Annotated in this window: 21 protein-coding genes; 10 read left to right on the forward strand and 11 right to left on the reverse strand. The window is 61.0% G+C overall.

The window, feature by feature from the left end:
* Positions 1-96: 96 nt before the first annotated feature.
* The 7 genes from rpsO to gyrA all read left to right on the forward strand — a co-directional run bounded on the left by rpsO (position 97) and on the right by gyrA (position 9,024).
* Entirely contained in the window at positions 97-366 is a 270-nt protein-coding gene (gene rpsO / locus QQL64_RS02990; RefSeq protein WP_284395806.1) for a 30S ribosomal protein S15, read from the forward strand.
* Positions 367-441: 75 nt separating this feature from the next.
* On the forward strand, positions 442-2,547 hold the full coding sequence (pnp, locus tag QQL64_RS02995; protein WP_284395808.1) for a polyribonucleotide nucleotidyltransferase: 2,106 nt from the start codon (positions 442-444) through the stop codon (positions 2,545-2,547).
* Between the two features lie 111 nt (positions 2,548-2,658).
* Positions 2,659-3,720, forward strand: a complete 1,062-nt coding sequence (locus tag QQL64_RS03000) for a poly(R)-hydroxyalkanoic acid synthase subunit PhaE (RefSeq protein ID WP_284395810.1) — start codon at positions 2,659-2,661, stop codon at positions 3,718-3,720.
* 9 nt (positions 3,721-3,729) lie between these two features.
* Positions 3,730-4,797 carry a class III poly(R)-hydroxyalkanoic acid synthase subunit PhaC gene (locus tag QQL64_RS03005; protein ID WP_284395811.1) on the forward strand — a complete coding sequence of 356 codons (1,068 nt, stop codon included), beginning with the start codon at positions 3,730-3,732 and terminating at the stop codon, positions 4,795-4,797.
* Positions 4,798-4,846: 49 nt separating this feature from the next.
* Positions 4,847-5,872, forward strand: a complete 1,026-nt coding sequence (gene mtnA, locus QQL64_RS03010; RefSeq protein WP_284395813.1) for an S-methyl-5-thioribose-1-phosphate isomerase — start codon at positions 4,847-4,849, stop codon at positions 5,870-5,872.
* The gene (locus QQL64_RS03015; RefSeq protein WP_284395815.1) at positions 5,869-6,279 is read left to right on the forward strand and encodes a GtrA family protein; all 411 of its coding nucleotides are present in this window, start codon (positions 5,869-5,871) and stop codon (positions 6,277-6,279) included. The genes mtnA and QQL64_RS03015 overlap by 4 nt, the downstream gene beginning before the upstream one ends.
* Positions 6,280-6,417: 138 nt before the next feature.
* Entirely contained in the window at positions 6,418-9,024 is a 2,607-nt protein-coding gene (gyrA, locus tag QQL64_RS03020; RefSeq protein ID WP_284395817.1) for a DNA gyrase subunit A, read from the forward strand.
* A gap of 149 nt (positions 9,025-9,173) precedes the next feature.
* On the opposite strand, the gene QQL64_RS03025 is transcribed toward gyrA, so the two are convergent.
* The gene (locus QQL64_RS03025) at positions 9,174-9,662 is read right to left on the reverse strand and encodes a peroxiredoxin (protein WP_284395819.1); all 489 of its coding nucleotides are present in this window, start codon (positions 9,660-9,662) and stop codon (positions 9,174-9,176) included.
* Between the two features lie 139 nt (positions 9,663-9,801).
* Between QQL64_RS03025 and QQL64_RS03030 the strand changes: the two genes are divergently transcribed.
* A complete protein-coding gene (locus tag QQL64_RS03030; protein WP_284395821.1) occupies positions 9,802-10,254 on the forward strand; it encodes an Hsp20/alpha crystallin family protein in 453 nt (150 codons plus the stop codon).
* Between the two features lie 133 nt (positions 10,255-10,387).
* Positions 10,388-11,287: a DnaJ C-terminal domain-containing protein gene (locus QQL64_RS03035; RefSeq protein WP_284395824.1), complete on the forward strand. Its 900-nt coding sequence runs from the start codon at positions 10,388-10,390 to the stop codon at positions 11,285-11,287.
* 73 nt (positions 11,288-11,360) lie between these two features.
* On the opposite strand, the gene pilH is transcribed toward QQL64_RS03035, so the two are convergent.
* The 8 genes from pilH to QQL64_RS03075 form a co-directional block, all read right to left on the reverse strand.
* Positions 11,361-11,726: a twitching motility response regulator PilH gene (gene pilH / locus QQL64_RS03040; RefSeq protein ID WP_284395826.1), complete on the reverse strand. Its 366-nt coding sequence runs from the start codon at positions 11,724-11,726 to the stop codon at positions 11,361-11,363.
* 69 nt (positions 11,727-11,795) lie between these two features.
* A complete protein-coding gene (locus QQL64_RS03045) occupies positions 11,796-12,800 on the reverse strand; it encodes a YhdH/YhfP family quinone oxidoreductase (RefSeq protein WP_284395827.1) in 1,005 nt (334 codons plus the stop codon).
* Positions 12,801-12,834: 34 nt separating this feature from the next.
* Entirely contained in the window at positions 12,835-13,431 is a 597-nt protein-coding gene (locus QQL64_RS03050; RefSeq protein ID WP_284395829.1) for an LOG family protein, read from the reverse strand.
* Between the two features lie 155 nt (positions 13,432-13,586).
* The gene (gene lpdA / locus QQL64_RS03055; protein ID WP_284395831.1) at positions 13,587-15,011 is read right to left on the reverse strand and encodes a dihydrolipoyl dehydrogenase; all 1,425 of its coding nucleotides are present in this window, start codon (positions 15,009-15,011) and stop codon (positions 13,587-13,589) included.
* Between the two features lie 135 nt (positions 15,012-15,146).
* Entirely contained in the window at positions 15,147-16,349 is a 1,203-nt protein-coding gene (sucB, locus tag QQL64_RS03060; RefSeq protein WP_284395834.1) for a dihydrolipoyllysine-residue succinyltransferase, read from the reverse strand.
* A 50-nt stretch (positions 16,350-16,399) separates the two neighbouring features.
* A complete protein-coding gene (locus tag QQL64_RS03065) occupies positions 16,400-19,243 on the reverse strand; it encodes a 2-oxoglutarate dehydrogenase E1 component (protein ID WP_284395836.1) in 2,844 nt (947 codons plus the stop codon).
* A gap of 250 nt (positions 19,244-19,493) precedes the next feature.
* Entirely contained in the window at positions 19,494-20,003 is a 510-nt protein-coding gene (locus QQL64_RS03070) for a DUF7931 domain-containing protein (protein ID WP_284395839.1), read from the reverse strand.
* The gene (locus QQL64_RS03075) at positions 20,000-21,211 is read right to left on the reverse strand and encodes a JmjC domain-containing protein (protein WP_284395841.1); all 1,212 of its coding nucleotides are present in this window, start codon (positions 21,209-21,211) and stop codon (positions 20,000-20,002) included. The genes QQL64_RS03070 and QQL64_RS03075 overlap by 4 nt, the downstream gene beginning before the upstream one ends.
* A 128-nt stretch (positions 21,212-21,339) precedes the next feature.
* Here QQL64_RS03075 and QQL64_RS03080 point away from each other — a divergent pair, with 128 nt between their 5' ends.
* Complete coding sequence (locus QQL64_RS03080) at positions 21,340-21,948, forward strand: hypothetical protein (protein WP_284395843.1); 609 nt, start codon at positions 21,340-21,342, stop codon at positions 21,946-21,948.
* Positions 21,949-21,978: 30 nt separating this feature from the next.
* Here QQL64_RS03080 and QQL64_RS03085 read toward each other — a convergent pair whose 3' ends face one another.
* Positions 21,979-22,728 (reverse strand): sulfite exporter TauE/SafE family protein, encoded by a 750-nt coding sequence (locus QQL64_RS03085; protein ID WP_284395845.1) that lies wholly within the window; start codon positions 22,726-22,728, stop codon positions 21,979-21,981.
* Positions 22,729-22,795: 67 nt separating this feature from the next.
* Positions 22,796-24,163, reverse strand: a complete 1,368-nt coding sequence (purB, locus tag QQL64_RS03090) for an adenylosuccinate lyase (RefSeq protein WP_284395846.1) — start codon at positions 24,161-24,163, stop codon at positions 22,796-22,798.
* Between the last annotated feature and the right edge of the window lie 360 nt (positions 24,164-24,523).

The following is a 24,523-nucleotide window of genomic DNA, read 5'->3' on the forward strand; positions in this document are numbered from 1 at the left end:
GATTCAGAGCTTTCACTAACCAGTCGGAGCTTGCGCAACGTCACCGGGCGGTGACGTTGCGCAAGTTCCGCACCCGCTTTTAAGGAAAAGTTACCCATGTCTCTCAACGCAGAACAGACCGGCAAGATCATTGCTGACTTCGGCCGCGTGCCGAACGATACCGGCTCGCCGGAAGTGCAGGTTGCCCTGCTTTCCGCCCGCATCGATCACCTCACCGATCATTTCAAGGCGCACAAGCAAGACCATCATTCCCGCCGTGGTTTGCTCAAGCTGGTCAACCAGCGCAAGCGCCTGCTCGGCTACTTGAAGGATCGCGATCTGGGCCGTTATCAGAGCCTGATTGAGCGCCTCGGCTTGCGCAGGTAATTGCTGCTCATCCGTGACCGCGAAAGTCAAAAAGCGGCCATCCCTGGCCGCACTATTCAAATCAGGACAAACCCAGTGGCGAAAGTAACCAAGTCATTCCAGTACGGTAATCACGAAGTCACACTGGAGACGGGCGAAATCGCCCGGCAGGCATCCGGTGCAGTCATGGTCAGCATGGGCGGCACGGTGGTGCTCGTCACCGCGGTGGCCGCTTCCAAGGCGAAAGAGGGGCAGGATTTCTTTCCGCTCACCGTCGACTACGTCGAGAAGTTCTATTCCGCCGGCCGTATTCCGGGTGGTTTCTTCAAGCGTGAAGGACGTCCGACCGAGAAGGAAACGCTCACGTCGCGCCTGATCGATCGCCCGGTTCGCCCGCTGTTCCCGGAAGAGTTCAAGAACGAAGTGCAGGTCATCGCGCAAGTCGTTTCGTTGAACCCCGAGATCGACGGCGACATCCTTGCCATGATCGGTGCTTCCGCCGCACTGTCGTTGGCCGGTATCCCGTTCAAGGGCCCGATCGGTGCCGCACGTGTCGGTTACGCCAACGGTAAGTACTTGCTTAACCCGACCGTTACCGAACTGAAGACTTCGGATCTCGACCTGGTTGTAGCCGGCACCACCAACGCCGTGTTGATGGTGGAATCTGAAGCCAAGCTACTTAGCGAAGAAGTGATGCTGGGCGCCGTGATGTTCGGCCACCAGCAGTTGCAGACCGTGATCCATGCGATTGCCGAGCTGGCCACTGAAGCCGCTAAGCCGTCATGGGACTGGCAGCCGCCGGCCCGTAACGAGTCGTTGATTGCCGCCCTCAAGGGGGAAGTCGGCAACAAGCTCGAAGAAGCTTTCCAGGTGCGCGACAAGCTGCAGCGCCGCGATGCCATCGCCGCGATCAAGTCAGATGTACTGGAATCGCTCAAGGGTCAGGCCGAGCAGAATGGTTGGGTGTCGGCCGAGCTCGCGAAAGAATTCGCTGAACTCGAATACCGCACCATGCGCGACAGCGTGCTGAAGTCGAAGATCCGCATCGACGGCCGCAAGCTGGACGACGTGCGTCCGATCACCGTGCGCGTCGGCGTGTTGCCGCGTACCCACGGTTCGGCGCTGTTCACCCGCGGCGAAACACAGGCGCTGGTCGTTGCTACGCTGGGCACCACGCGTGATGCGCAGATCATCGATGCGCCGGAAGGCGAGTCGAAGGATCCATTCCTGTTCCACTACAACTTCCCGCCGTTCTCGGTGGGTGAGGCCGGTCGCTTCGGTGCTCCCAAGCGCCGCGAGATCGGTCATGGCCGCCTCGCCAAGCGCGGCGTGCAGGCCGTCAAGCCGAGTATCGAAGAATTCCCGTACGTGCTGCGCGTGGTCTCCGAGATCACGGAGTCGAACGGCTCTTCGTCGATGGCATCGGTGTGCGGTTCCTCGCTGGCCATGATGGACGCCGGCGTGCCGCTGAAGGCTCCGGTGGCCGGTATCGCCATGGGCCTGGTGAAGGAAGGCAGCGACTTCGTAGTGCTGTCCGACATCCTGGGCGACGAAGATCACCTCGGCGACATGGACTTCAAGGTAGCCGGTAGCGCCAATGGCGTGTCCGCGTTGCAGATGGACATCAAGATCGACGGCATCACCGAAGAGATCATGAAGGTGGCGTTGGAGCAGGCCAAGCGTGGTCGTCTGCACATCCTGGGCGAAATGGCCAAGGTGCTGAATACGCCGCGTTCTGAAATGAGTGAGTACGCTCCGCGCCTGCTTACCATCAAGATCCATCCGGACAAGATCCGCGAGGTCATCGGCAAAGGTGGCGCCACCATCCGCTCGATCACCGAAGAAACCGGCACCACCATCGACATCACCGACGATGGCACGGTCGTGATCGCTTCGGTCAACCGCGAGGCCGCCAACGCTGCCAAGGCGCGCATCGAGCAGATCGTTTCCGACGTCGAACCGGGCCGCATCTACGAGGGCAAGGTCGCCAAGCTGATGGATTTCGGCGCGTTCGTTACGATCCTGCCGGGCAAGGACGGTCTCGTCCACGTCTCGCAGATCTCCAACGAGCGCGTGGAGAAGGTCTCCGACAAGCTCAAGGAAGGCGATATCGTCAAGGTCAAAGTGCTGGAAGTGGACAAGCAGGGCCGTATCCGCTTGTCCATGAAGGCCGTTACCGAGGACGAAGGCGCCAGCGTCTGAGTTTTTTCTGACGCACTGATCGTCGAAAACGCCCGGCTCCTGTAGCCGGGCGTTTTCATTTCTGCAAGCTGGTATTTGCTACGATATCGGTTCAGTTCGAGGAATGCAGGCATGCCCGACCAGGCGAACGAGTTTCTTAAGGACTACCAGGCTTTTGCGCAGCAATCCTGGGATACCTGGATGCGATATCTGCAACAGCAGCCAGGGGCTTCCGCTTCCTTCGGCGCCATCCCGCCCGCCGCGCCAACCGATGATCTACTGACCCGCAGTCTTGCCAGCCTCCAGGCCTATGGGACCTGGCTGCAGCAAGCCGCTGGCGCGGGTGCTGGCCCCATGGGCAACATGGGGATGGGCATGGGCAACTGGCAGCAGCCGTCCGCCATGCAGCCCTTCCTGGCGGCGTTCAGCCAACCCTTCGCGCAGACTGTGGCAGGTATCGATAGCGCCTCGGCATTCGGGCTCGACCATCAATGGCAATCCTGGCTGCAGGCGATGCAGCGTGCCGGGATGGGAGGGATGCCTGGTCCCAGCCCCGTAGCTGCTTTCGGTATCACGCGCGAAATGCAGTTGGACCAGCAGGCGCTAGCTGCGGCCATGAACGAATATGCGCAGATCAGCGCGCGCTATCAGGCGCTGCTGCAGCAAGTGAATACGAAGGGCATCGCGCGTCTGCAGGAAATGCTGGGGCAGCGCACCGAACCGGGCAAACAGATCGACTCACTCAAATCGCTCTACGACTTGTGGGTCGATGCCATGGAAGAGGCCTACTCGCAAATGGCACTTACCGACGAATACCGCGAGGTGTTCGGCGCCATGGTCAATGCGCAGATGCACGTGCGCAAATTGCAGCAACAGCAAACCGAGCAAATGTGCCGCGAATTGGGCATTCCCACGCGCAGCGAAGTGGATAGCCTGGGCCAGCGTCTGCAGCAGATGCGGCGCGAGATGCAGGAACGTCGGCAGGAACCTGCGCAGGCGGACACTTCCGTCGTCGACGCTTTGCAGGCCGAGATTGCATCGCTCAAACGCGAGCTAGCCGCGAGCAAATCGGCTACGAAAACCTCGGCGACGGTCAGGCCGATCACCCGCAAGTCCGACGATAACGACAAGCCATCAGCGGCATCTACGCAGCGCGCGAAAGCGACGCGCTCTGCCTCGGCCAAGCGCAAGTAAGGATCGGCCATGCAAACCCCGTTGCACATCGACCCCCAGCAAGCCTTCAATGAAATCGCCGCGTTTCAGCGCAAGCTCGCCGCCGGCATGCAAAACCTGCGTGGACTGGGCGAGCAGGAATACGCCAACACGCCGCGTGAAGCGATCTATCGCGAGGACAAACTCACCGTCTGGCACATGAAGGGCAACACAAAGCCTACGGCCAAGGTGCCCACGCTGATTGTGTATGCGCTGGTCAACACGGTGTGGATGACCGACCTGCAAGACGACCGCTCCCTGGTGCGTAATCTGCTGGCACAGGGCGAAGATGTTTATCTGATTGATTGGGGTTATCCCGATGGCGCCGATCGCTGGCTGACGCTGGACGATTACCTCAACGGATACCTTGATCGTTGCGTCGATGTGCTGTGCAAGCGTCACGGCCTGGATGCGATCAACCTGCTCGGCATCTGCCAGGGCGGTACGTTCTCGTTGTGCTACACCGCGATGCATCCGGAGAAGGTCAAGAACCTAGTCACCATGGTGACGCCAGTAGATTTCCGCACGCCGGACAACATGCTCTCGCAGTGGGTGCAAAGCTTGAACGTGGATCTGTTCGTCGACACGCTGGGCAATGTGCCCGCGGAGTTGATGAACTGGGTGTACCTCATGCTCAAGCCACTACGCCTGAATCAGCAGAAGTACGTCAGCATGGTCGATATTCTCGACAATCCGGCGGAGCTGAAGAACTTCCTGCGCATGGAACGATGGATCTTCGATTCGCCCGACCAGGCGGGTGAAGCATTCCGCCAGTTCATCAAGGATTTCTACCAGCAGAACAAGCTGATCAAGGGCGATCTGCAGATCGGCAAGCAGCCGGTCGACCTTGGCATGATCACCCAGCCCGTCCTCAACATCTATGCCAACCAGGATCACCTGGTGCCGCCGGATGCTTCGCGGCCGCTAGGTCGTCATGTGGGCACCAAAGATTATACGGAGCTGGCCTTCAAGGGCGGCCACATCGGTATTTACGTGTCCGGCCGTGCGCAGCGTGAGGTGGCTCCCGCGATCCATCAGTGGTTGCGCGAGCGGAGCTGACCCAAACCTCCCTCTCGCCCGGCGTCACGCTGCCCTCTAAACTAGGGGAATGACCTCGACGCATTCTCCCCAAACCCACGACACCATCCGCGCCGTGCAATGGCATGGCGATCACCTTCGACTGCTGGATCAGCGTCTGCTACCGGCCGAGGAACGCTGGCTCGATTGTCACGACGCGACTGCCGTCACGCAGGCCATCAAGGATCTGGCGGTACGCGGTGCGCCAGCCATCGGCATTGCTGCGGCATGGGGTGTGGTGCTCGCTGCGCAGCAGGGTGCTGCACTCGATCAGGCGCTTGCACAGTTGCGCGCGGCGCGACCGACCGCAGTGAACCTGATGTGGGCACTCGACCGCATGAAGACGCGCATCACCGCCGGTGCGGATGCGGCAGCGTTGGAACGCGAGGCGCAGGCCATTCAAGACGAAGACCTCGCCGCCAATCGCCATATGGGCGAACTCGGAGCGGCCCTGATCGCACCGGGTTCCGGTGTGATGACTCATTGCAACACCGGTTCGCTGGCGACGTCCGGCTATGGCACGGCATTGGGTGTGATTCGCGCCGGTGTCGCGGCTGGCCGTATCGCGCATGTGTACGCGGGTGAAACACGACCGTGGCAGCAGGGTGCGCGGCTAACCATGTGGGAGCTGGTGCGCGACGGCATTCCCGCGAAACTCATCGCGGATTCCGCCGCATCGCACCTGATGAAGTCGGGCGCGGTGAAATGGGTGATTGTCGGTGCGGATCGCATTGCCGCAAACGGCGATACCGCCAATAAGATTGGTACTTACCAGTTGGCCATTGCAGCACGCCATCACGGCGTGAAATTCATGGTCGTAGCGCCGTCGTCCACGGTCGATATGGCTACAGTTTCCGGCGACGATATCGAAATCGAGCTGCGCGATGCGGCAGAGCTGCTTAGCGTGGCCGGCCGCCGCACGGTCGTCGAAGGTGCGCAAGCCTGGAATCCGGTTTTCGACGTCACGCCAGCGGCATTGATCGACGCCATCGTCACCGAACGTGGCGTGATCGAACAACCCAGCACGGAACGCATGCGAGCCGTGTTCGCCGGATGAGGTTGCGCCACGAGTTCATGCTGTTCGCGATCGGCGGCTTGATAGGTCTGGTCGTCGATGCGGGTGTTGTGCAATTGCTGGTCAGCTTTGCTCACACCGATCCATACATCGGTAGAGTGATTTCTTTCCTGCTGGCGGCTACCGCCACATGGTGGTGGAACCGCAGCCACACCTTCGCAGCTCGTCAAAGCGGTCGCTCATTGCCGAGCGAATGGCTGCACTGGATGGCGTTGATGAGCGGCGGTGCGGCGGTCAATTACGCCGTTTATGTGCTCTGTCTGCTCGAGTTTCCGAGCTGGCACCGGTGGCCAGCCTTGGCCGTTGCGGTAGGTTCGGTTTTCGCCGCGCTGGTCAATTTTGTGAGTGCCCGGACACTGCTTTTCCGGCGCGCCAAAACACGCTCGTAACTCATTGATTGAAAAGGCTAAAATAAGCCATTTTCAAGCCCTGTTGTGTTACACTTCCAAGCTACCGCCTGGCCTCCACAGACACGCGCATAACGCGCTGGTCGCGAGGCCCTTATTTGTTACCAGGGAAGCCGATTGATGGCAGAGCTCGCCAAAGAAATCATCCGCGTCAATATCGAAGACGAAATGCGCCAGAGCTACCTCGATTACGCCATGAGCGTGATCGTGGGACGCGCCCTCCCGGATGTTCGCGACGGTCTCAAGCCTGTGCATCGCCGTGTGTTGTTCGCGATGAACGAACTGGGCAATGTCTATAACAAGCCTTACAAGAAATCCGCTCGCGTCGTCGGTGACGTGATCGGTAAATACCATCCGCACGGCGATGCGTCCGTCTACGACGCCATCGTGCGCATGGCGCAGCCGTTTTCGCTGCGCTACATGCTGGTCGATGGTCAGGGTAACTTCGGCTCGGTCGACGGCGACAACCCCGCCGCGATGCGTTACACCGAAGTGCGCATGGCGCGCCTTACGCACGAGCTGCTCGCCGACATCGACAAGGAAACCGTCGACTTCGGGCCCAACTACGACGAAAGCGAGCATGAGCCGTTGGTACTGCCCACGCGCGTGCCGAACCTGCTGGTGAATGGTTCGGCGGGTATCGCAGTGGGCATGGCCACCAACGTACCGCCGCACAATCTCACCGAAGTGATTTCCGCCACGATCGGGCTGATCGATGATCCGTCGCTCAGCGTCGACGATCTGATGCAGTACATACCCGGCCCGGATTTTCCGACTGCGGGCATCATCAACGGCGCAGCAGGCATTGTCGAAGCGTATCGCACGGGCCGTGGCCGCATTCTGGTACGTGCGCGTACCGAGATCGAGACCGAATCCAACGGTCGCGAGACGATCCTCGTTCATGAACTGCCATACCAGGTAAACAAGGCACGGCTGATTGAAAAGATCGCCGAGTTGGTGAAGGAAAAGCGCCTCGAGGGCATCTCCGAACTGCGCGACGAGTCCGACAAGGACGGCATGCGCATCGTCATCGAGATCCGCCGCGATGCGATGGCCGATGTGGTGTTGAACAACCTGTTCCAGCAGACGCAGCTGCAGGTCACGTTCGGCATCAACATGGTGGCGTTGCTCGACGGTCAGCCGCGCACGCTGAATCTCAAGGAAATCCTCGAAGCCTTCATTCGTCATCGCCGCGAAGTGGTTACGCGTCGCACGATCTTCGAACTGCGCAAGGCTCGCGCACGTGCTCATATTTTGGAAGGCCTTACGGTTGCGCTCGCCAACATCGACGAGATGATCGAGCTGATCAAGACCTCCAATTCGCCGCAGGAAGCACGCGAACGCATGCTTGCACGCAAATGGCAGCCGGGCATGGTGGGTGCGCTGCTTGCCGCTGCGGGTGCGGAGTCTTCGCGCCCGGAAGACATGGACCCGCGCGACGGTCTAAAGGCCGATGGGTATCAGCTGTCCGACACCCAGGCGCAGGAAATCCTGGCGATGCGCTTGCACCGCCTCACCGGCCTGGAGCAGGAAAAGCTTTCCGATGAATACCGCCAGATTCTGGAAACCATCCGCGGGCTGATCGAGATCCTGGAAGATCCTGCGCGCTTGCTCTCGGTTATCCGCGATGAGCTGGAAGCCATCAAAACCGAATTCGGCGACGAGCGCCGCACCGAGATACAGCGTTCGCAAGAAGATCTCAACGTGCTCGACCTTATTGCGCCGGAAGATGTGGTCGTCACGCTTTCGCATTCTGGCTACGTAAAGCGTCAGCCGGCCAACACCTATCGCGCGCAGCGTCGCGGCGGCAAGGGACGCATGGCTTCGGCACTGAAGGACGAGGACTTTGTCGAACAGCTGTGGGTGGTGAACACCCACGACACGCTGCTCACCTTCACCAGCACCGGCCGCGTCTACTGGCTCAAGGTCTATCAGATGCCCGATGCAGGCCCGAATGCGCGCGGCAAGCCGATGGTGAACCTGTTGCCGCTGGGTGAAGGCGAAAAAGTGCAGGCGGTATTGCCGGTGCATGAATACAGCGAGGATCGTTATGTGTTCTTCGCTACCGCGGACGGCACGGTCAAAAAGACGCCGCTCACGGAATTTGCCTATCAGCTGCAGAAAGGCAAGATCGCGATCAATCTCGATGAAGGCGATGCGCTGATCGGCGTCGAACTTACCGACGGCAACAGCGACGTGCTGCTGTTCGCATCGAACGGCAAGGTCGTGCGTTTCGACGAAGGCGAGGTGCGCTCCATGGGTCGCACCGCCACCGGCGTGCGCGGTATGAAGCTGACCGACAATGCGAAAGTGGTTTCGCTGATCGTTGCCGCGGAAGGCGACATCCTCACTGCCACTGAGCGCGGCTACGGCAAGCGCACCCAGCTTGAAGAGTTCCCAAAGAAAGGGCGTGGCACGCAGGGCGTGATCGGCATCCAGTGTTCCGAACGCAACGGTTCCCTGGTGGCGGCGGCACAGGTCACCGGTGCACACGAGCTGATGCTCATCTCGAATCAAGGCACCTTGGTGCGTACTCGCGTTACGGAAGTGTCGCAGCTCGGTCGCAACACGCAGGGTGTGACGCTTATCCGTCTGCCTGCCGAGGAGTCGCTGGTCAGCGTGGTGCGGCTGGACGCCGATGAAAGTAACGGTGACGAGACCGACGCAGGTAATGGTCTCCCGCCGGAATCAGGTGATCCGGCGGATACGCCGACGAACGCCGAATAAGCTGCATGACCTACTACTGCAAAGCCCCGGTGAGTCCGGGGCTTTGCTTTTTGCGCATCATGCGGGGCAGCTATTTGTGTAAGTGGCGCTGACCACTTTGGCGTCCTTTGCTGCTAAAGCACGGATGACTATCTCGCTATTTACAGGCCTCAGTGCGGTATCGCCGCCAGCATGGCCTCGGCCGTTGTCACGCGTAACTCGCCCGGGCTTTCGACATAAAGCTGTTTCACGATGCCGTTTTCTGCATACAGCGCGAAGCGCCGCGAACGCATGCCCAAGCCGTAGGCGCTGCCGTCCATCTCCAATCCCAGCGCTTTAGCGAATGAGCCATTGCCATCGGCCAACAGCTTCAGTCCCGCCGGTACACGCTGCGACGCGGCCCAGGCTTTCATCACGAAAGCATCGTTGACAGCCATGCCGTAGACGCTCACGCCACGGGCTTTGAATTCCGCATAGTGGTTAACGTAACCCGGTAGATGACGCTCCGAGCAGGTTGGCGTGAAGGCCCCCGGCACAGCGAATAACACCGCCTTCTGGCTAGCAAAGAGCGCTGAGGTGGCAACCCGTTGTACGTCGGATTCACCGTCGACGACGGCTACCTCGACGTCCGGCAGGGTCTGTCCGATCTGGATGGTCATGTGCAACTCGCTGAAGGCATGGCAACGGCGGGCATGCTACTGCCCGGCAAGGCGGTTTGTCGCGCCTTGAAACTGTCGGCGCCGGAACTATCTAGTTCCCAAGCGGTGAGCGCGCCGCAACTTTTTCGAGGTAAGAACCATGACACTGAGCCGCAACGTAATCTGGGGCACACCCAGCGCTTTCCCGTCGGACATCCGCCAGGTGTTCGATCGTTTTTTGCAACACGATGAAAACGATACTTCCCATGGGGTGACCAGCCAGTGGGCGCCACGCGTGGACATCAGGGAAGAAGACCAGCGTTTTGTGATTTTCGTCGACGTCCCGGGTGTCGATCCGGCCGCCATCGACATAAGCATGGAAAAGGGCACGCTTACCATCAAAGGCGAGCGCACGATCGAAAAGAGCGAGCAGAACAGCCGATTCACGCGTGTTGAGCGCTCGCATGGCAGCTTCCATCGCCGCTTTACCTTGCCTGACAGCGCCGACGCCGATAACGTCAGTGCTCATGGCAAGCACGGCGTGCTGGAAATCGTCATACCGAAGAAGGCGGAAATAGCGCCGCGCCGTATCACCATCAACACCGCACAATAAAACCGCATCTCGCTTGATGTTGCGGAGGCAGCCTGCCACGGACGATGATCCGTGGTGGGCTGTGCGTATGTGGACGTATTTGATTTGAATCGGGGCCGGCTCAAGATAACGGGCCGGCTTATGGGGAGTCACAGTGGAATTCAAAGACTATTACGACACCCTGGGTGTGAAGCCCGATGCTAGCGAGGCCGACATCAAGGCGGCCTATCGCAAGCTGGCGCGCAAATACCATCCGGACAAGAACAAAGAAGCGGGCGCCGAGGAAAAATTCAAAGCGATCAACGAAGCCAACGAAGTGCTTCGCGACGCTGAGAAGCGCCGCGCCTATGATCAGCTGAAGGCCGGTGGATATCGTCCGGGCGAGCAATTCCGTCCTCCACCCAATTGGGGGCAGGGACAGGGCTTCGATTTTGGGGATGCGGGCGAGGGCGATTTCAGCGACTTCTTCGAAAGTCTGTTCGGCCGCACCGCGGGCGGTGCTCGCCAGGCCCCACGTGCACATCGCGGCCGCGATGTGCAGGCCCATGTGCAGATCGACCTGCAAACCGCCTTCGATGGCGGCCGGACGCGCCTCAGTCTGGACGATGGCAGCGGTAGCGAGCGCGTGCTCGAGGTAAAGATTCCTGCCGGCATTCAGCCGGGAAAAGTCATCCGTCTAAGTGGGCAGGGGCAGCCTGGCATGGCGGGCGGTCCGAATGGCGATCTCTTGCTTGAGGTGGGCATTCGTGATGATGCGCGCTTCAAGCTGGATGGCCGTAATGTGCTACACGTGCTGCCAGTCAGCCCCTGGGAAGCGGCACTGGGTGCCGCGGTGCCTGTGCCTACGCTGGCAGGCACGGTGGACCTGCGCATTCCAGCCGGTACGCAATCCGGACGCAAGCTGCGTTTGAAAGGGCGCGGATTGCCGGGACATCCGCCGGGTGACCAGCTGGTGGAAGTGTCGATCAGGGTACCGACGGTCGAGAGCGAATCGCAGCGTGAGGCGTATGAGGCGTTGCGGGAGCAGTTTGCGCATTACGATCCGCGGCGCTGAAGACGGTTTGTGGAAGTCGGACGTGCAAACGGCGCCGTAAGGCGCCGTTTGTTGTACGTCGATTTATCTGGACTCAGGCCGGCAACAGTTCTTTCAACGTGGCGACCAGTTCTTCTTCCTTGATCGGTTTGGTCACGTACGCCTTGGCGCCCTGACGCATGCCCCACACCTTGTCGGTTTCCTGATCCTTGGTCGTCACCAGCACGATCGGGATATGCGCCGTGTCCGGGTTCTTGCTGATGGTGCGCGTAGCCTGGAAACCATTGAGGTTGGGCATCACCACGTCCATCAGGATCAAATCGGGTTTTTCCTGCTTTGCCACCTCGACACCGGCGGCACCGTCTTCAGCGGTCAGCGTCTCATGGCCGAGCTTCTCGACGATGCGCTTGATGCCAAGAAGTTGCGACGGAGAATCGTCGACAATAAGAATACGTGCCATAAGGTGGGAGTCCCCTTGTTGTTTCGTCAATTCTAAGTCGCCGCTGCAGCTCTTCCAAGCGCAAACGTGTCAAACCTTGCCGACACGCACAACAGTGCGGCCGAACGAGTCGCCTGCCAGCATACGCCCGAACACCTCCGGAAGCTGCTCCAGGGTAACTTCTCGGGTAGCAATCCGGTCGAGATGGGCAGGCTTCCAGTCGCTAGCCAGATGTTGCCACACCTGATCGCGCAGATCGCGTGCGGTACCGGCTGAAGCGATACCCAGCAGGCTGGCGCCGCGGATGATGAACGGCATCACGGTGCTCTCGAAGGCGATACCGCCGGCGTTGCCGCAGATGGCCACGTTGCCGTAAGGCTCGATCAGTGGCAGTAGCCCTGCGAGCATGGCGCCGCCGACATTATCGAGTGCACCGCCAAAACGGGCCGAATCCATCGGCTTGCCGCTGAAAACTAGCTGATGTCGGTCGATGCACTCGACTGCGCCCAGATTGCGCAGGACATCGAAATGATCGGCCTTGCCGCTGATGGCGTGCACGGCATAGCCGGCACGGCTGAAAATATCGATGGCCAGCATGCCCACACCGCCGCTAGCGCCCGTCACGGCAATCGGGCCGAGCGCTGGCGTTTGGCGATTGTCCTGCATGCGCAGCAAGGCCAGCGCAGCGGTAAAGCCGGCCGTACCCAGAATCATGCTTTCGCGCAGGCTCAGTCCCGTCGGTAACGGGATTGTCCATGTCGAAGGCAGTCGGATGTACTCGCCATATCCACCGTCGCGCGTCTCGGAAAGGCCGCTGCCGGTACACAGCACAGGGTCGCCTTCCTTGAACTTAGGATCGGTGGAAGCCACTACGACACCCGAGGCATCGACGCCGCCGTTGAGCGGGTACTGGCGAAGAATTTTGCCCTTGCCCGTTCCGGCCAGCGCATCTTTGTAGTTCACCGAGGAATAGGCCACTTTCACCAGGACTTCGCCCGCGCTTAGCGCCGCAGTGTTCATGGTCTCGATGCCGCCGCGATAACCCGCTGCGTCGTTATGGATACGGAAGGCGCGAAAGTCGGTGTGCGTGGTCATGATGGATTTCCTTACAGCATCGTAAAACGGCGACTTAGGCTTTCACACTGCTGCTATCGATCCATTTGGGCGTATGGCCGACTTGATAGTGCGCCATCCAATCGAATAACTGGGTCATGCTGTCGCCGAACCATATGCTTTCGCGGTGTTCCGTGCGTACAAAACCTTCCTGCACCATATGGTCCATCATGGCGTGCAATTGCGCGTAGTAGCCGCGGACGTCGAGAAAAGCACATGGATATCTATGTAAGCCCAATTGGGCCCAGGTCAACATCTCGAACATCTCATCCATGGTGCCAAAGCCGCCGGGAAGGGCGACGAAGGCATCCGACAATTCGTACATACGCGTTTTGCGCTGATGCATGGTCTCGACCACGTGCATCTCGGTAAGCCCAGGATGGGCGACCTCGCGTTCGACCAACTGGCGCGGGATCACTCCAACGACTTTGCCACCAGCGGCCAGCAGCGCATCGGCCACTGCGCCCATCAAGCCCACTTTGCCGCCGCCATAGATCAGCGTGATGCCACGGCGCGCCATTTCCTCACCGAATGCGCGGGCCTGCTCGACATATTCGGGATGCTTGCCGGAGCTGGAGCCGCAGTAGACGCAGAGGGAAGTAGGCATGGACATATCAACGGGCTCGATTAGACGGGTGACTTCGACTTGCACCTAACGGATGAGGTTGGAGATTTTCGGTGCTATGCAGCCATGTTTCGCAAACATCGAAAACACAACGGCCCGCCCATGTTGCCACGAGCGGGCCGTCGATCACGCGGACATTTGTCTTAATTGCCCTTGTGAATCGCGCGCTTGTCGACCGAAAGCGCGGCTTCGTGCACGGCTTCCGACAAGGTCGGATGCGCGTGGACGATGCGCGCCAGATCTTCGGCGGAGCCCTTGAACTCCATCGCCACCACGGCTTCGGCGATCAGCTCCGATACGCCGGGGCCGACCATGTGTACACCAAGCAAGCGATCGGTTTCGGCATGGGCGATCACCTTCACCTGGCCGATCGCTTCGTTCATCGCGACCGCACGACCGATCGCGGCGAACGGGAAAGTACCGATCTTGTACGGGATGCCAGCGTCTTTCAGTTCTTTCTCGGTCTTGCCGGCCCAGGCGATTTCCGGTTCGGTGTAGATCACCCACGGCACCGTGTCGAGATTCACGTGACCGGCCTTGCCAGCGATCCATTCGGCGACAGCGACGCCTTCTTCGGAGCCTTTGTGCGCCAGCATCGGGCCGCGCACGGCATCACCGATGGCCCACACGCCGTCGACGCCGGTGTGGTTGTGTTCGTCGACCACGATGCGGCCGCGCTCGTCCACCTTCACGCCAGTGTCGCCAGCCAGCAAGCCGTCGGTATAGGCACGGCGGCCTACAGCGACAAGTAATTTGTCGACGGTGAGTTCGTGTGCGCCGTCCTTGTCTTCGTAGGTAAGCGCGACTTCATTCTTTTTGACTTCGGCCTTGGTCAGCTTGGCGCCGAGCTTGATGGTGAGGCCCTGCTTGGCGAATTCCTTGGCAGCGATCTTCGCCACGTCGGCGTCGGCCACCGAGAGGAAATCCGGCAGCGCTTCCAGGATCGTCACTTGCGAACCCAGGCGGTTCCACACGCTGCCCAGCTCCAAGCCGATCACGCCGGCGCCGATCACGCCCAAGCGCTTCGGCACTTCGTTGATATCGAGCGCGCCGGCGTTGTCGATGATGTTCTTGCCGTCGAATTTGGCGAACGGCAATTCGATCGGCACCGAACCGGAAGCGAGGATCACGTTGGTAGCGCTGATCGTTTGCTTGCTGCCGTCGTTACCGGTGATCTCGACGTTGTTATCCTTCAGCAGCTTGCCCTTGCCGAAGAACGCGGTGACTTTGTTGGCTTTGAACAGCTGGCCGATACCGCCGGTGAACTGCTTGACGATCTTGTCCTTGCGGCCGATGAAGGTGCCCATATCGACCTTCGCGTTCTCGACGCTGATGCCGTGCGCCGGCAGGTTGTGCGAGAGGTTGAAGAACTGCTTGGACGAATCGAGCAATGCCTTGGACGGAATGCAGCCGACGTTGAGGCAGGTGCCACCAAGCGCCTGCTTGCCGTCTTTGCCGACGAAGGCGTCGACGCAAGCGGTCTTTAGACCGAGCTGTGCGGCGCGGATCGCGGCCACGTATCCGGCAGGGCCGGCGCCGATGACGATGACGTCGAATTTGTCGCTCATGATTTTTCCTAGCTGCGTGACGCGTTTGTGGTGCGCGCCATAGTGAAGCGGGGGAGGACTGCGGCGATTCTGATATTCACTATCGAGAATCGCCGCCAGAGCTTCGTACTTATTTTCTGATCGCCGGGGCGGCGATCAGAGACCAAGAAGCATGCGCTGCGGATTTTCCAGCTGGTTCTTGATATCGACCAGGAACAGCACGGCATCCTTACCGTCGATGATGCGGTGGTCGTAGCTCAGCGCCAGATACATCATCGGTGCAGCGATCACTTGACCGTTCTCGACGATGGCGCGCTCTTTGATCGTGTGCATGCCAAGGATCGCGCTCTGCGGCGGGTTGACGATCGGCGTGGATAGCAGCGAGCCGAACGTGCCGCCATTGGTGATGGTGAAGGTGCCGCCCTGCAAGTCATCCAGGCCGAGCTTGCCTTCGCGCGCTTTCTTGGCGTAGTTGCCGATGCCTTTTTCGATATCGGCGAAGCTCATGTTCTGCACGTCGCGCAGCACCGGCGTCACCAGGCCCTTGTCGGTGGACACGGCGATGGAGATGTCCTGATAGCCGTGATAAATGATGTCGTTGCCATCGACCGAGGCATTGACCACCGGGTGGCGCTTGAGCGCTTCGGCGGCAGCTTTGACGAAGAAGCTCATGAAGCCGAGCTTCACGCCGTTCGACTTCTCGAACTGCTCGCCCAGCGTCTTGCGCATCTTGGTTACTTCGGCGAGGTTCACTTCGTTGAACGAGGTGAGCATCGCGATGGAGTTCTTCGACTGCATCAAGCGTTCGGCGATGCGCGCGCGGATGCGCGTCATCGGCACGCGTTCTTCCGGGCGGGAGCCGGGCGTCGGTGCGACGGCTGGTGCAGCGGCGACGCTGCCACCCTTGCCGTAGTTGACCAGGTCTTCCTTGGTCACGCGGCCATCGCGGCCGGTACCGGCGACCTTGGACGGATCGATGCTTTGCTCGGTGGCGACGCGCAGGCCGGCCGGGGAGAGATCTTCTGCACCCTTCGCTGCAGCTTTCGGCGCTGCAGCGGCAGCGGCCGGTGCAGGTGCTGCTGCGGCCGGAGCGGGAGCAGGGGTTGCGGCAGCGGCGACGGCACCTTCTTCGATGATTGCAATCACCTGCTGGCTGTTCACGGTGTCGCCGGTCTGAAACTTCAGCTCCTTGATCACGCCGTCGACCGGTGCGGGCACTTCCAGCACGACCTTGTCGGTTTCCAGATCGACCAGGTTCTCGTCGCGCTTGATCGCGTCGCCGGCTTTCTTGTGCCAGGTCGCAATGGTGGCGTCGGAGACAGACTCGGGCAGAACGGGGACTTTGACTTCGGTGGACATAGATGATCCTGGGGTTGGTCGCTCATCCGTGAGCGCGAGATTCCTGGATGTTATTCAGCAGAGTGATCGTCGCCGATCGGAGCAACCAGCGCCTGCTCGACCAGCGCCGCTTGTTCGGCGATGTGATCGTTGAGGTGACCAGCCGCCGGTGCCGGCGAACGTGCACGACCCGCGTAGGAGAGGCTTTGCTTGCTACCCACGCACGCCTGCAGGTGGTGACGAATCTGGAACCAGGCTCCCTGGTTCATCGGTTCTTCCTGGCACCAAATCACTTCCTTCACGGAAGGGTACTTTTCCAGTTCGGCCACGACTTCGGGGCGCGGGAACGGATACAGCTGTTCGACACGCACGATCGCTACATCGGTGAGTCCGCGCTTATCGGCTTCTTCAAGCAGGTCGTAGTAGACCTTGCCCGAGCACAGCACCACGCGCTTGACCTTCTTCGCCGGCAGATCGCGGTGTTCGCCGATCACCAGTTGGAAGCTGCCGTTAGCCAGCTCGTCCAGCGTCGACACGGCCAGTTTGTGGCGCAGCAGCGATTTGGGCGTCATCACGATCAGCGGCTTGCGCACCGGGCGCAGCATCTGACGGCGGATCATGTGGAAATCCTGCGCCGGCGTGGTGGGCACGCAGACTTGCATGTTTTCCAGTGCGCACATCTGCAGGAAGCGCTCCAGGCGTGCAGAGGAATGCTCTGGACCCTGGCCTTCGTAGCCGTGCGGCAAGAACAGTGCGAGACCGCACAAACGATCCCACTTCGCTTCGCCGGAGCTGATGAACTGGTCGATCACCACCTGCGCGCCGTTGGCGAAGTCGCCGAACTGCCCTTCCCAGATGTTGAGCGTGTAGGGATCGGTGGTCGCGTGACCATATTCGAACGCCATCACGGCTTCTTCGCTGAGCAGCGAGTCGATCACTTCGACATTGGCATCGGCGCGCAGCGTCGCCAGCGGCATGAAGGTGTGGCCGTCTTTCTGATCGTGCAGCACGGCGTGGCGATGGAAGAACGTGCCGCGGCCCGAGTCCTGGCCGACCATGCGCAGGTTGTGACCTTGGTCGATCAGCGTGGCGTAGGCGAGGTTTTCTGCAAAACCCCAATCGCCTGGCTGTTCGCCACTGGCCATCTTGCGGCGGTCGTCGTAGATCTTGGCCACGCGCGACTGCAGCACTAAATCTTGTGGCAGATCGAGAATCTTGTTGGCCAGCTCGACCAGCTTCTTTTTCGGAACCGTAGTGTTGACCGGGGTGGACAGCTTGCCGCCGATGAACTGGCTCCAGTCCACTTCCACGTCCTTGGTTAGCGAAGGATGCAGATCGGTCATCGCGGCGCCTGCTTCGAGGCGATCGCGGTAAGCATCGAACTGCTTCTGCGCATCGCCCTCGGCCAGCAGACCTTCCTTCACCAACTGCTGCGAGTACAGCTCGCGCGCGGGAGGGCGCTTGCGGATGATCTGGTACATCACCGGCTGCGTGGCGGACGGTTCGTCGGCTTCGTTATGGCCGTGGCGGCGGTAGCACACCAGATCGATCACCACGTCCCTGCGGAACTGCTTGCGGAATTCGTAAGCGAGACGGGTGACCTGGATCACTGCTTCCGGATCGTCGCCGTTCACGTGGAACACCGGCGCGTTGACCATCTTGGCCAGGTCGGTGCAATACAGCGTGGAGCGGGCATCCTGCGGATTGGAGGTGGTAAAGCCCACCTGGTTGTTCACCACGATGTGCAGTGTGCCGCCGATCTTGAAACCGCGGGCCTGCGACATGTTGAACAATTCCATGTTCACACCCTGGCCGGCCAACGCGGCGTCGCCGTGGATCAGCACGGCGAGCGACTGCGTGTGCTCGGTGTCGCGACGGCGGACCTGGCGCGCATGCACCGAGCCGGCCACCACCGGGTTGACGATTTCCAGGTGCGATGGATTGAACGCCAGCGCCACGTGCACGCCGCCCTTGGGCGTGCGCACGTCGGCGGAGAAGCCCATGTGGTACTTCACGTCGCCGGAGTGGGCCGGATCGTCTTCAGCGTGTTCGAACTTGCCTTCGAACTCGTTGAACAGCGTCTTCGGCGGTTTGCCGAGAATGTTCACCAGCATGTTCAGACGGCCACGATGGGCCATGCCGATGACCAGATCCTTGATGCCGTTGTCGCCCGCGGCGCGGACGATATCGTCCATCATCGGAATCAGGCTGTCGCCACCTTCCAGCGAGAAGCGCTTCTGGCCCACGTACTTGGTGTGCAGATAGCGTTCGAGACCGTCGGCCGCAGTGAGGCCGTCCAGCACGCGCTGCTTGCCTGTCTTGTCCAGGCCGGCGTTGCCGTTGGCCTGCTCCAGGTGCGAGTAGATCCAGTTTCGCTGGGCGTGGTCGGAGATGTACATGAACTCCGCGCCGACCGTGTTGGTGTAGACGCGCTTCAGGCGAGCAAGCAACTCGCGCAGTTTCATGCGCTGGCCGCCGCCGGCAAAGTTGCCGCAGTCGAATTCGGTATCGAGGTCAGCGTCAGACAGGCCGTGGAAGGCAAGACCGAGGTCCGGCGCGTCCATCTTGTGGGCCAGGCCCAGCGGATCGAGGTCGGCGGCGAGATGGCCGCGCGAGCGGTAGGCCGTCAGCAGGCGCAATACGCCTGCCTGCTTGCGCGCGTGCTCATCGCTGACGGGCGCTGCCACCGCGCCGTTGAGGCGCTGTTTTTGCGCCGCCTCGATGCGTGCAATGGCCGCGGTGTGGGAGACATCCCCCGACTCGCGGCCCTTGAAAGTCTTGAAATAAGTGTTCCATTCGGCGGGCACCGACGCGGGGTCGGCCAGCCAAGTGTCATACAACGATTCAATGTAATCGGCGTTGCCGCCTGCGAGCTGCGAAGACTCGAAAAACTCGCGGATCAGGTTTGTGCTCACGTCACCACCGGCAGGGAAGGGAGGCCTTGCAGCGAGCCGTCTGATCATGGCGGTTCGCTGGCGAAAAATCCTGTTAATTATAGCCTGCGGCTGCTGCGACGCGGCAAGCCGATGGGAGACGCCGATTGAGGTAGTCCGCTCCGGCGGTCAGAGAGCGAACAACAGCGCGTACAAGCTTTTACGTCGATGTCGGGACTTCGGTAGAGGGATGGGTGCTCGAATGCGGCCCCATCCCTGTTCAGCCAGCGGTCTACATATCCAGCGGCTGCAGCTGGGTGGCTGGTGCCGCGCGCTCCCAGATTTGTTCGAATTGCAGCAGGAGGGGTGCCTGTCCGGGGCCGTCGTGCAGGGCGGTTCGTCCCTCAAGGCGGTCTGCATCGGGGAGGAACAGATAGCCGTAAGTGTCGTTGAGCAGCCAGCCGCTGGCGCTCGGGCCCTCGCTTTGCTCGTCTGCAGGCACGCGGATCTGCAACACGCTGGGCAGGCGTTGGGCGAGGTCGATCAGGCGGTGTCCCGCGCGCAGGGCGGCTGCCGGGTCGTTTAATAGGATGCGGATCTCGGCGCCGCGTCCGGATGTTGCGATACGACGCAGCTCGGCGAGTTCCAAGGAACTGCTATAGGCATCGGGCGGCAGAACGGGCAGATGGATAGCGAGCTTGTAACGGGCGGCGGTCAGCAATTGCAGTCGCGCTGTGGCGAGTTCCTCGCGGCCTTCGACGGCGCGAACGTCGGTGTCGGGTGTGGGCGGCAGGGTGCTCAAGCGTTGCGTCCTCGCAGTCGGCGTGGAACCAGATGGCCGTCGTTGACCAGCGCCAACAACAACCCATGTTCGGCGGTAGAAAGTTCATGCGGCGGTGAGAGCGTACGTTGCGTGCACAGTTGTGTCGCCAAGCGGACGGAGGCCGGATAGGCGTGGCCGTTGGCATACAGCGTGCAGCGCGAGCCGTTCTGGGTCCAGGCCATACGCGACCACGGATGACGCAGCAGCGACGTGCCGCCCGTCAGCTGCTTCAACAGCGCCGCCTCGCTCAAAGGTTTGGCCGGTGGAAGCGGCGCCTGCGCGCTGCGGTAGCGGGTAATGAAGCGACCGAACCAGTCGAGCAGCGTTGCGTCGTCCAGAGGCGCGGCGAACGGCAGGGCTGTGCGGATACGTTTCAGCGAAGCTTTGTCGATTTCGCCGGCACGTTTGGCGGGCGCAAGGTCCGGATCGGCATAGCGCAGCTCTTCGGGCAGACGCTCGGCGAGGTAATCGGCGAGATCCCCGACCAACTCGGCCTGAGACGGCGCACGCATGCCCACTGAAAACGTCATGCATGGTCCACCGAAGGCAACACCGTCATGCGGTATGCCGGGCGGCAGATACAACATGTCGCCGGCATCCAGCAGCCATTCGTGCGTGGGTTCGAAGTGCTGCAGCTGTTTCAGTTCCACATCACTGCGGAAATCCTTGGGCGCATGCGGATCGGTGCTGATGCCCCAGTGACGCTGACCTAGGCCTTGCAGCAGGAATACATCGTATTGATCGACGTGTGCGCCGACGCCGCCGCCAGGCTCGGCGTAGGAGATCATCACATCGTCCACGCGCCAGCTAGGCAGGAAACTGAAGTGGTCGAGCAGGGCCGCGACGTCCATATCCCATTTATCGACATCCTGCACCAGCAACGTCCAGTTCGCGTTACCCGTCTTGGCGAAATCGCCCTCGCTCATTGGACCTGTTTTTACGCGCCAACGTTGGCGATCTTCATCGTGTTGGATCAGGCGCGACAGCGCGCCTTCCTCGCAGGCGAGTCCTGCGAGATCCTCCGGCTCGATCGGCGACTGGAACGCGGGAAACGCATCGCGTATCAGTAACGGCCGCTTTTGCCAGTAATCGCGTAGGAATTGCGCTGCGCTCATGCCGAGCGGCAGCCTGGGGGTGCCGCGCACTTCGATGGGTAGCGGCTTGCGGGAGGTTCGTGAAAGTGTCATGGGCGGCATTGTATGGAATCCACCTGCCGATAAGCGTAGCCTCCGGCGCAATAACCCGGTTTCAGGCTGCGCTGGATGGTCCTGCGATGCGCCCTTCTGGCATCGCGCCAGACCAACGGGAGGAGAGCATGGCTACGGTCAGGCTGGCAGTACCCAAGTTTCTAGTGTTGTCGATGTCAGCGTTGGCATGGGTAATAGCAGTTGCCGTTCCGGCTGTGGCGGAAGGTCCGCCAAACCCGACGGCGGTATTCGCCGTGCCGCAGCGCGACGGCTCGCATGATTTCGATTTCCTCATCGGCGACTGGAAGGCGCACGTCCGCCGCTTGCCGGATCGCCTCGACGGCTCGACCGCGTGGGATGAGTATTACGGCATTTCCAACCACCACAAGCTACTCGACACCAACGCCAACTTCGAGCAGTTCGAGGTCAGCAGCCCCGACAAGAAGCTGCATATCAAGGCGCAGACTTTGCGCATGTACAACCCGCAAACGCACCAGTGGATCATCTACGGGCTAGACCTGGACAACGGCGAACTGGATCCCGCAGCGCCCGTCGTCGGTGAATTTCACGGCAATCGCGGCGAGTTCTACAACCGTGTCACCTGGAAAGGTCGCGTGGTACTGGTGCGCTGGATGTGGCTCAACATTTCACCGCATGCGGCGCGGATGGAGCAGTCGTTCTCGCCGGATGGTGGCAGAAACTGGGAAGTGAACTGGATTTGCGAGCTGTCGCGGTAGCAGACATTTACCCGGCGCGGTGCTGAATAGTCAGCGCACTATCCGGTAGAAGTTGTACAGCCCCAAAGTCAGCACGGTCAGGCCGGCCAGCAGCGTGGTGACGCGTGCCGGCAAACGGCGCACCAGCCATGCGCCGAACGGTGCGGCAATCACGCCGCCCAGAATCAGCCCCAGCACGACGTGCAGGCGGCTTTCGCCGATGCTGAGCAAAAAGGTGATGCTAGCGGCGAGGCTCACGATGCATTTGGCCAGATGCACGCTGCCGATCACCATGCGTGGCTCCTGTCCGCGCGCCACCATCGTGGTCACCGTCAACGCACTCCATCCGCCGCCGCCGGCAGCGTCGAGCAATCCCGCAATGAAACCAAGTACGCCCGTGCCGCGCGGCACATCTTTGCGCCGCTCGGTGCGGCCGGTGGTGCGAAATAGCAGAAACAGGCCCATCAAAAGCAGATACGGCGTGAGGAAATACCGTATCCATGCTGGGGGTAGATGCGCCAGCAGCGTGGCGCCGATCACGGCTCCAACGACACCGGGAATGGCGAGCGCCAGAAATAGCCGGCGCTGCACGTTGCCCGCCCACCAATGACTGAGCCCGGACGCGCCGCACGTAAACGTCTCCGCATAGTGCACGCTGGCGCTGGCTAGCGCCGGAGGCATGCCCATGCCCAGCAGCATGCCCGCCGAGGTAACGCCATACGCCATGCCCAATGCGCCGTCGACCAGTTGGGCGAGTGCACCGATGCCGGTGAAAATCAGGAATTCGGAAAGAGGCGCCATGACGCTCGTTCAAACCGGGCAGCGGCCATCATGACAAAAGCCACGATGTCTTGTCCGGTCCGACGGATCAGATCCTCTTTGCCAGGTTGCCGGCGAGGCCGGTGTAGGTGCCGGGAGTCAGATCGAGCAAGCGCTGCTTGGCGTCCTCCGGCAAGGCCAGGCTTCCGATGAACTGACGCATGGATTCGCGGGTTATGCCCTGGCCGCGGGTCAAGGCTTTCAGTTGCTCGTAGGGTTCGGGTAGGCCATAACGGCGCATCACCGTCTGCACCGCTTCGGCGAGCACTTCCCAGCTGGCATCGAGGTCGGCCGCGAGGCGGTCGGCGTTGACGTTGAGTTTGCCCAGACCCTTCTGCAACGACTCCAGTGCGACCAGTGTATGGCCGAACGCGGTACCGAGTGCGCGCAGCACGGTGGAATCGGTAAGGTCACGCTGCCAGCGGCTGATCGGCAGCTTTTCCGCAAAATGGCCGAGCAGGGCGTTGGCCAGGCCGAAGTTGCCCTCCGCATTTTCGAAGTCGATCGGATTGACCTTGTGCGGCATGGTCGATGAGCCCACTTCGCCCGCTTTCAGCGCCTGCTTGAAATAGCCGACCGAGATATAACCCCAGACGTCGCGTGCCAGGTCGATCATGATCGTATTGGCGCGGCGCACCGCATCGCAGTATTCCGCCACGCCGTCGTGCGGCTCGATCTGCGTGGTGTAAGGGTTGTAGTCCAGCCCGAGACCGGTGACGAAGCGCTGCGAGAAGGCTTGCCAGTCGATCTCCGGATAGGCAATGGCGTGCGCGTTGTAATTGCCGACGGCACCATTGATCTTGCCGGGAACCTCGACCGCCGCGAGTTGCTTGCGCTGGCGCTCCAGTCGCGCCACGACATTGGCCAGTTCCTTGCCCAGCGTGGTGGGCGAGGCGGTCTGGCCGTGCGTGCGCGACAGCATCGGCAGATCGGCGTTGGTATGCGAGATATCGCGCAGCTTGGCGATGATTTTGTCGAACCAGGGCAGCAACACGTGCGTGCGGGCGTCGCGCAGCATCAGTGCGTAGGAAAGGTTGTTGATGTCTTCGCTGGTGCAAGCGAAGTGTACGAATTCCTTGGCCTGAGCCAGCGACGCATCGTTACCGATGCGCTCCTTGATGAAGTACTCCACCGCTTTCACATCGTGATTGGTGGTGGCTTCGATGGCCTTGATGCGGACACCGTCCTCGACACTGAAATCTGCAGCGATCGCCTTCAGCTTGGCGATCTGCGCAGCGGTAAATGCCGGCAACTCGCCGATGCCAGGTTCGGCTGCCATCGCCAGCAACCATTCGATCTCCACGTGCACACGGCGATGCATCAGGCCGAACTCGCTAAAGATGGGGCGCAGCGCTTCGGTCTTGCTGGCGTATCGGCCGTCCAGCGGCGACAGGGCGGTGAGGGCGTGGGTGGACATCGGGCAATTTCCGCGGGGGATCAGAACCCGGCATTTTACATTGCCGCAAGGTTAGAGATGCTCTGAACGAATTTACGCAGCCGGCATGATGACCAGAAAGCCCGCAGAGTGTGTTGCGTGGCGCAGGGAAGACTGGCCGTCTTGCCAAGCCGCGCGGCGCACTCTGCGGGCTTTCTGGTCATCACCCTTCGGGCCGCCCCTGTCTGTTCACATACCTTCGGTGCACCGGCTCGACAGACGGCCAGTCTGCCTTCGCCGATGCCCCTGTGGTCTGCGAACAGACAGGGGCGGTGACGGCTGCGTAAACTCGTTCAGAGCATCTCTACGTTTGCGGGCTTATAGTCGGCCGGTCCCCAAGGT

The sequence above is a fragment of the Dyella lipolytica genome, from assembly GCF_030160075.1.
GTDB classification, from domain to species: domain Bacteria; phylum Pseudomonadota; class Gammaproteobacteria; order Xanthomonadales; family Rhodanobacteraceae; genus Dyella_B; species Dyella_B lipolytica.

Coding starts and splice junctions, on each gene's coding strand:
- QQL64_RS03005 (WP_284395811.1), top strand. CDS start 3,730: ATGCAAACCCCGTTGCACATCGACCCCCAGCAAGCCTTCAATGAAATC.
- sucB (WP_284395834.1), bottom strand. CDS start 16,349: ATGTCCACCGAAGTCAAAGTCCCCGTTCTGCCCGAGTCTGTCTCCGAC.
- QQL64_RS03015 (WP_284395815.1), top strand. CDS start 5,869: ATGAGGTTGCGCCACGAGTTCATGCTGTTCGCGATCGGCGGCTTGATA.
- purB (WP_284395846.1), bottom strand. CDS start 24,163: ATGTCCACCCACGCCCTCACCGCCCTGTCGCCGCTGGACGGCCGATAC.
- QQL64_RS03050 (WP_284395829.1), bottom strand. CDS start 13,431: ATGTCCATGCCTACTTCCCTCTGCGTCTACTGCGGCTCCAGCTCCGGC.
- lpdA (WP_284395831.1), bottom strand. CDS start 15,011: ATGAGCGACAAATTCGACGTCATCGTCATCGGCGCCGGCCCTGCCGGA.
- QQL64_RS03075 (WP_284395841.1), bottom strand. CDS start 21,211: ATGACACTTTCACGAACCTCCCGCAAGCCGCTACCCATCGAAGTGCGC.
- QQL64_RS03030 (WP_284395821.1), top strand. CDS start 9,802: ATGACACTGAGCCGCAACGTAATCTGGGGCACACCCAGCGCTTTCCCG.
- mtnA (WP_284395813.1), top strand. CDS start 4,847: ATGACCTCGACGCATTCTCCCCAAACCCACGACACCATCCGCGCCGTG.
- QQL64_RS03000 (WP_284395810.1), top strand. CDS start 2,659: ATGCCCGACCAGGCGAACGAGTTTCTTAAGGACTACCAGGCTTTTGCG.
- QQL64_RS03025 (WP_284395819.1), bottom strand. CDS start 9,662: ATGACCATCCAGATCGGACAGACCCTGCCGGACGTCGAGGTAGCCGTC.
- QQL64_RS03045 (WP_284395827.1), bottom strand. CDS start 12,800: ATGACCACGCACACCGACTTTCGCGCCTTCCGTATCCATAACGACGCA.
- rpsO (WP_284395806.1), top strand. CDS start 97: ATGTCTCTCAACGCAGAACAGACCGGCAAGATCATTGCTGACTTCGGC.
- QQL64_RS03080 (WP_284395843.1), top strand. CDS start 21,340: ATGGCTACGGTCAGGCTGGCAGTACCCAAGTTTCTAGTGTTGTCGATG.
- gyrA (WP_284395817.1), top strand. CDS start 6,418: ATGGCAGAGCTCGCCAAAGAAATCATCCGCGTCAATATCGAAGACGAA.
- pilH (WP_284395826.1), bottom strand. CDS start 11,726: ATGGCACGTATTCTTATTGTCGACGATTCTCCGTCGCAACTTCTTGGC.
- QQL64_RS03085 (WP_284395845.1), bottom strand. CDS start 22,728: ATGGCGCCTCTTTCCGAATTCCTGATTTTCACCGGCATCGGTGCACTC.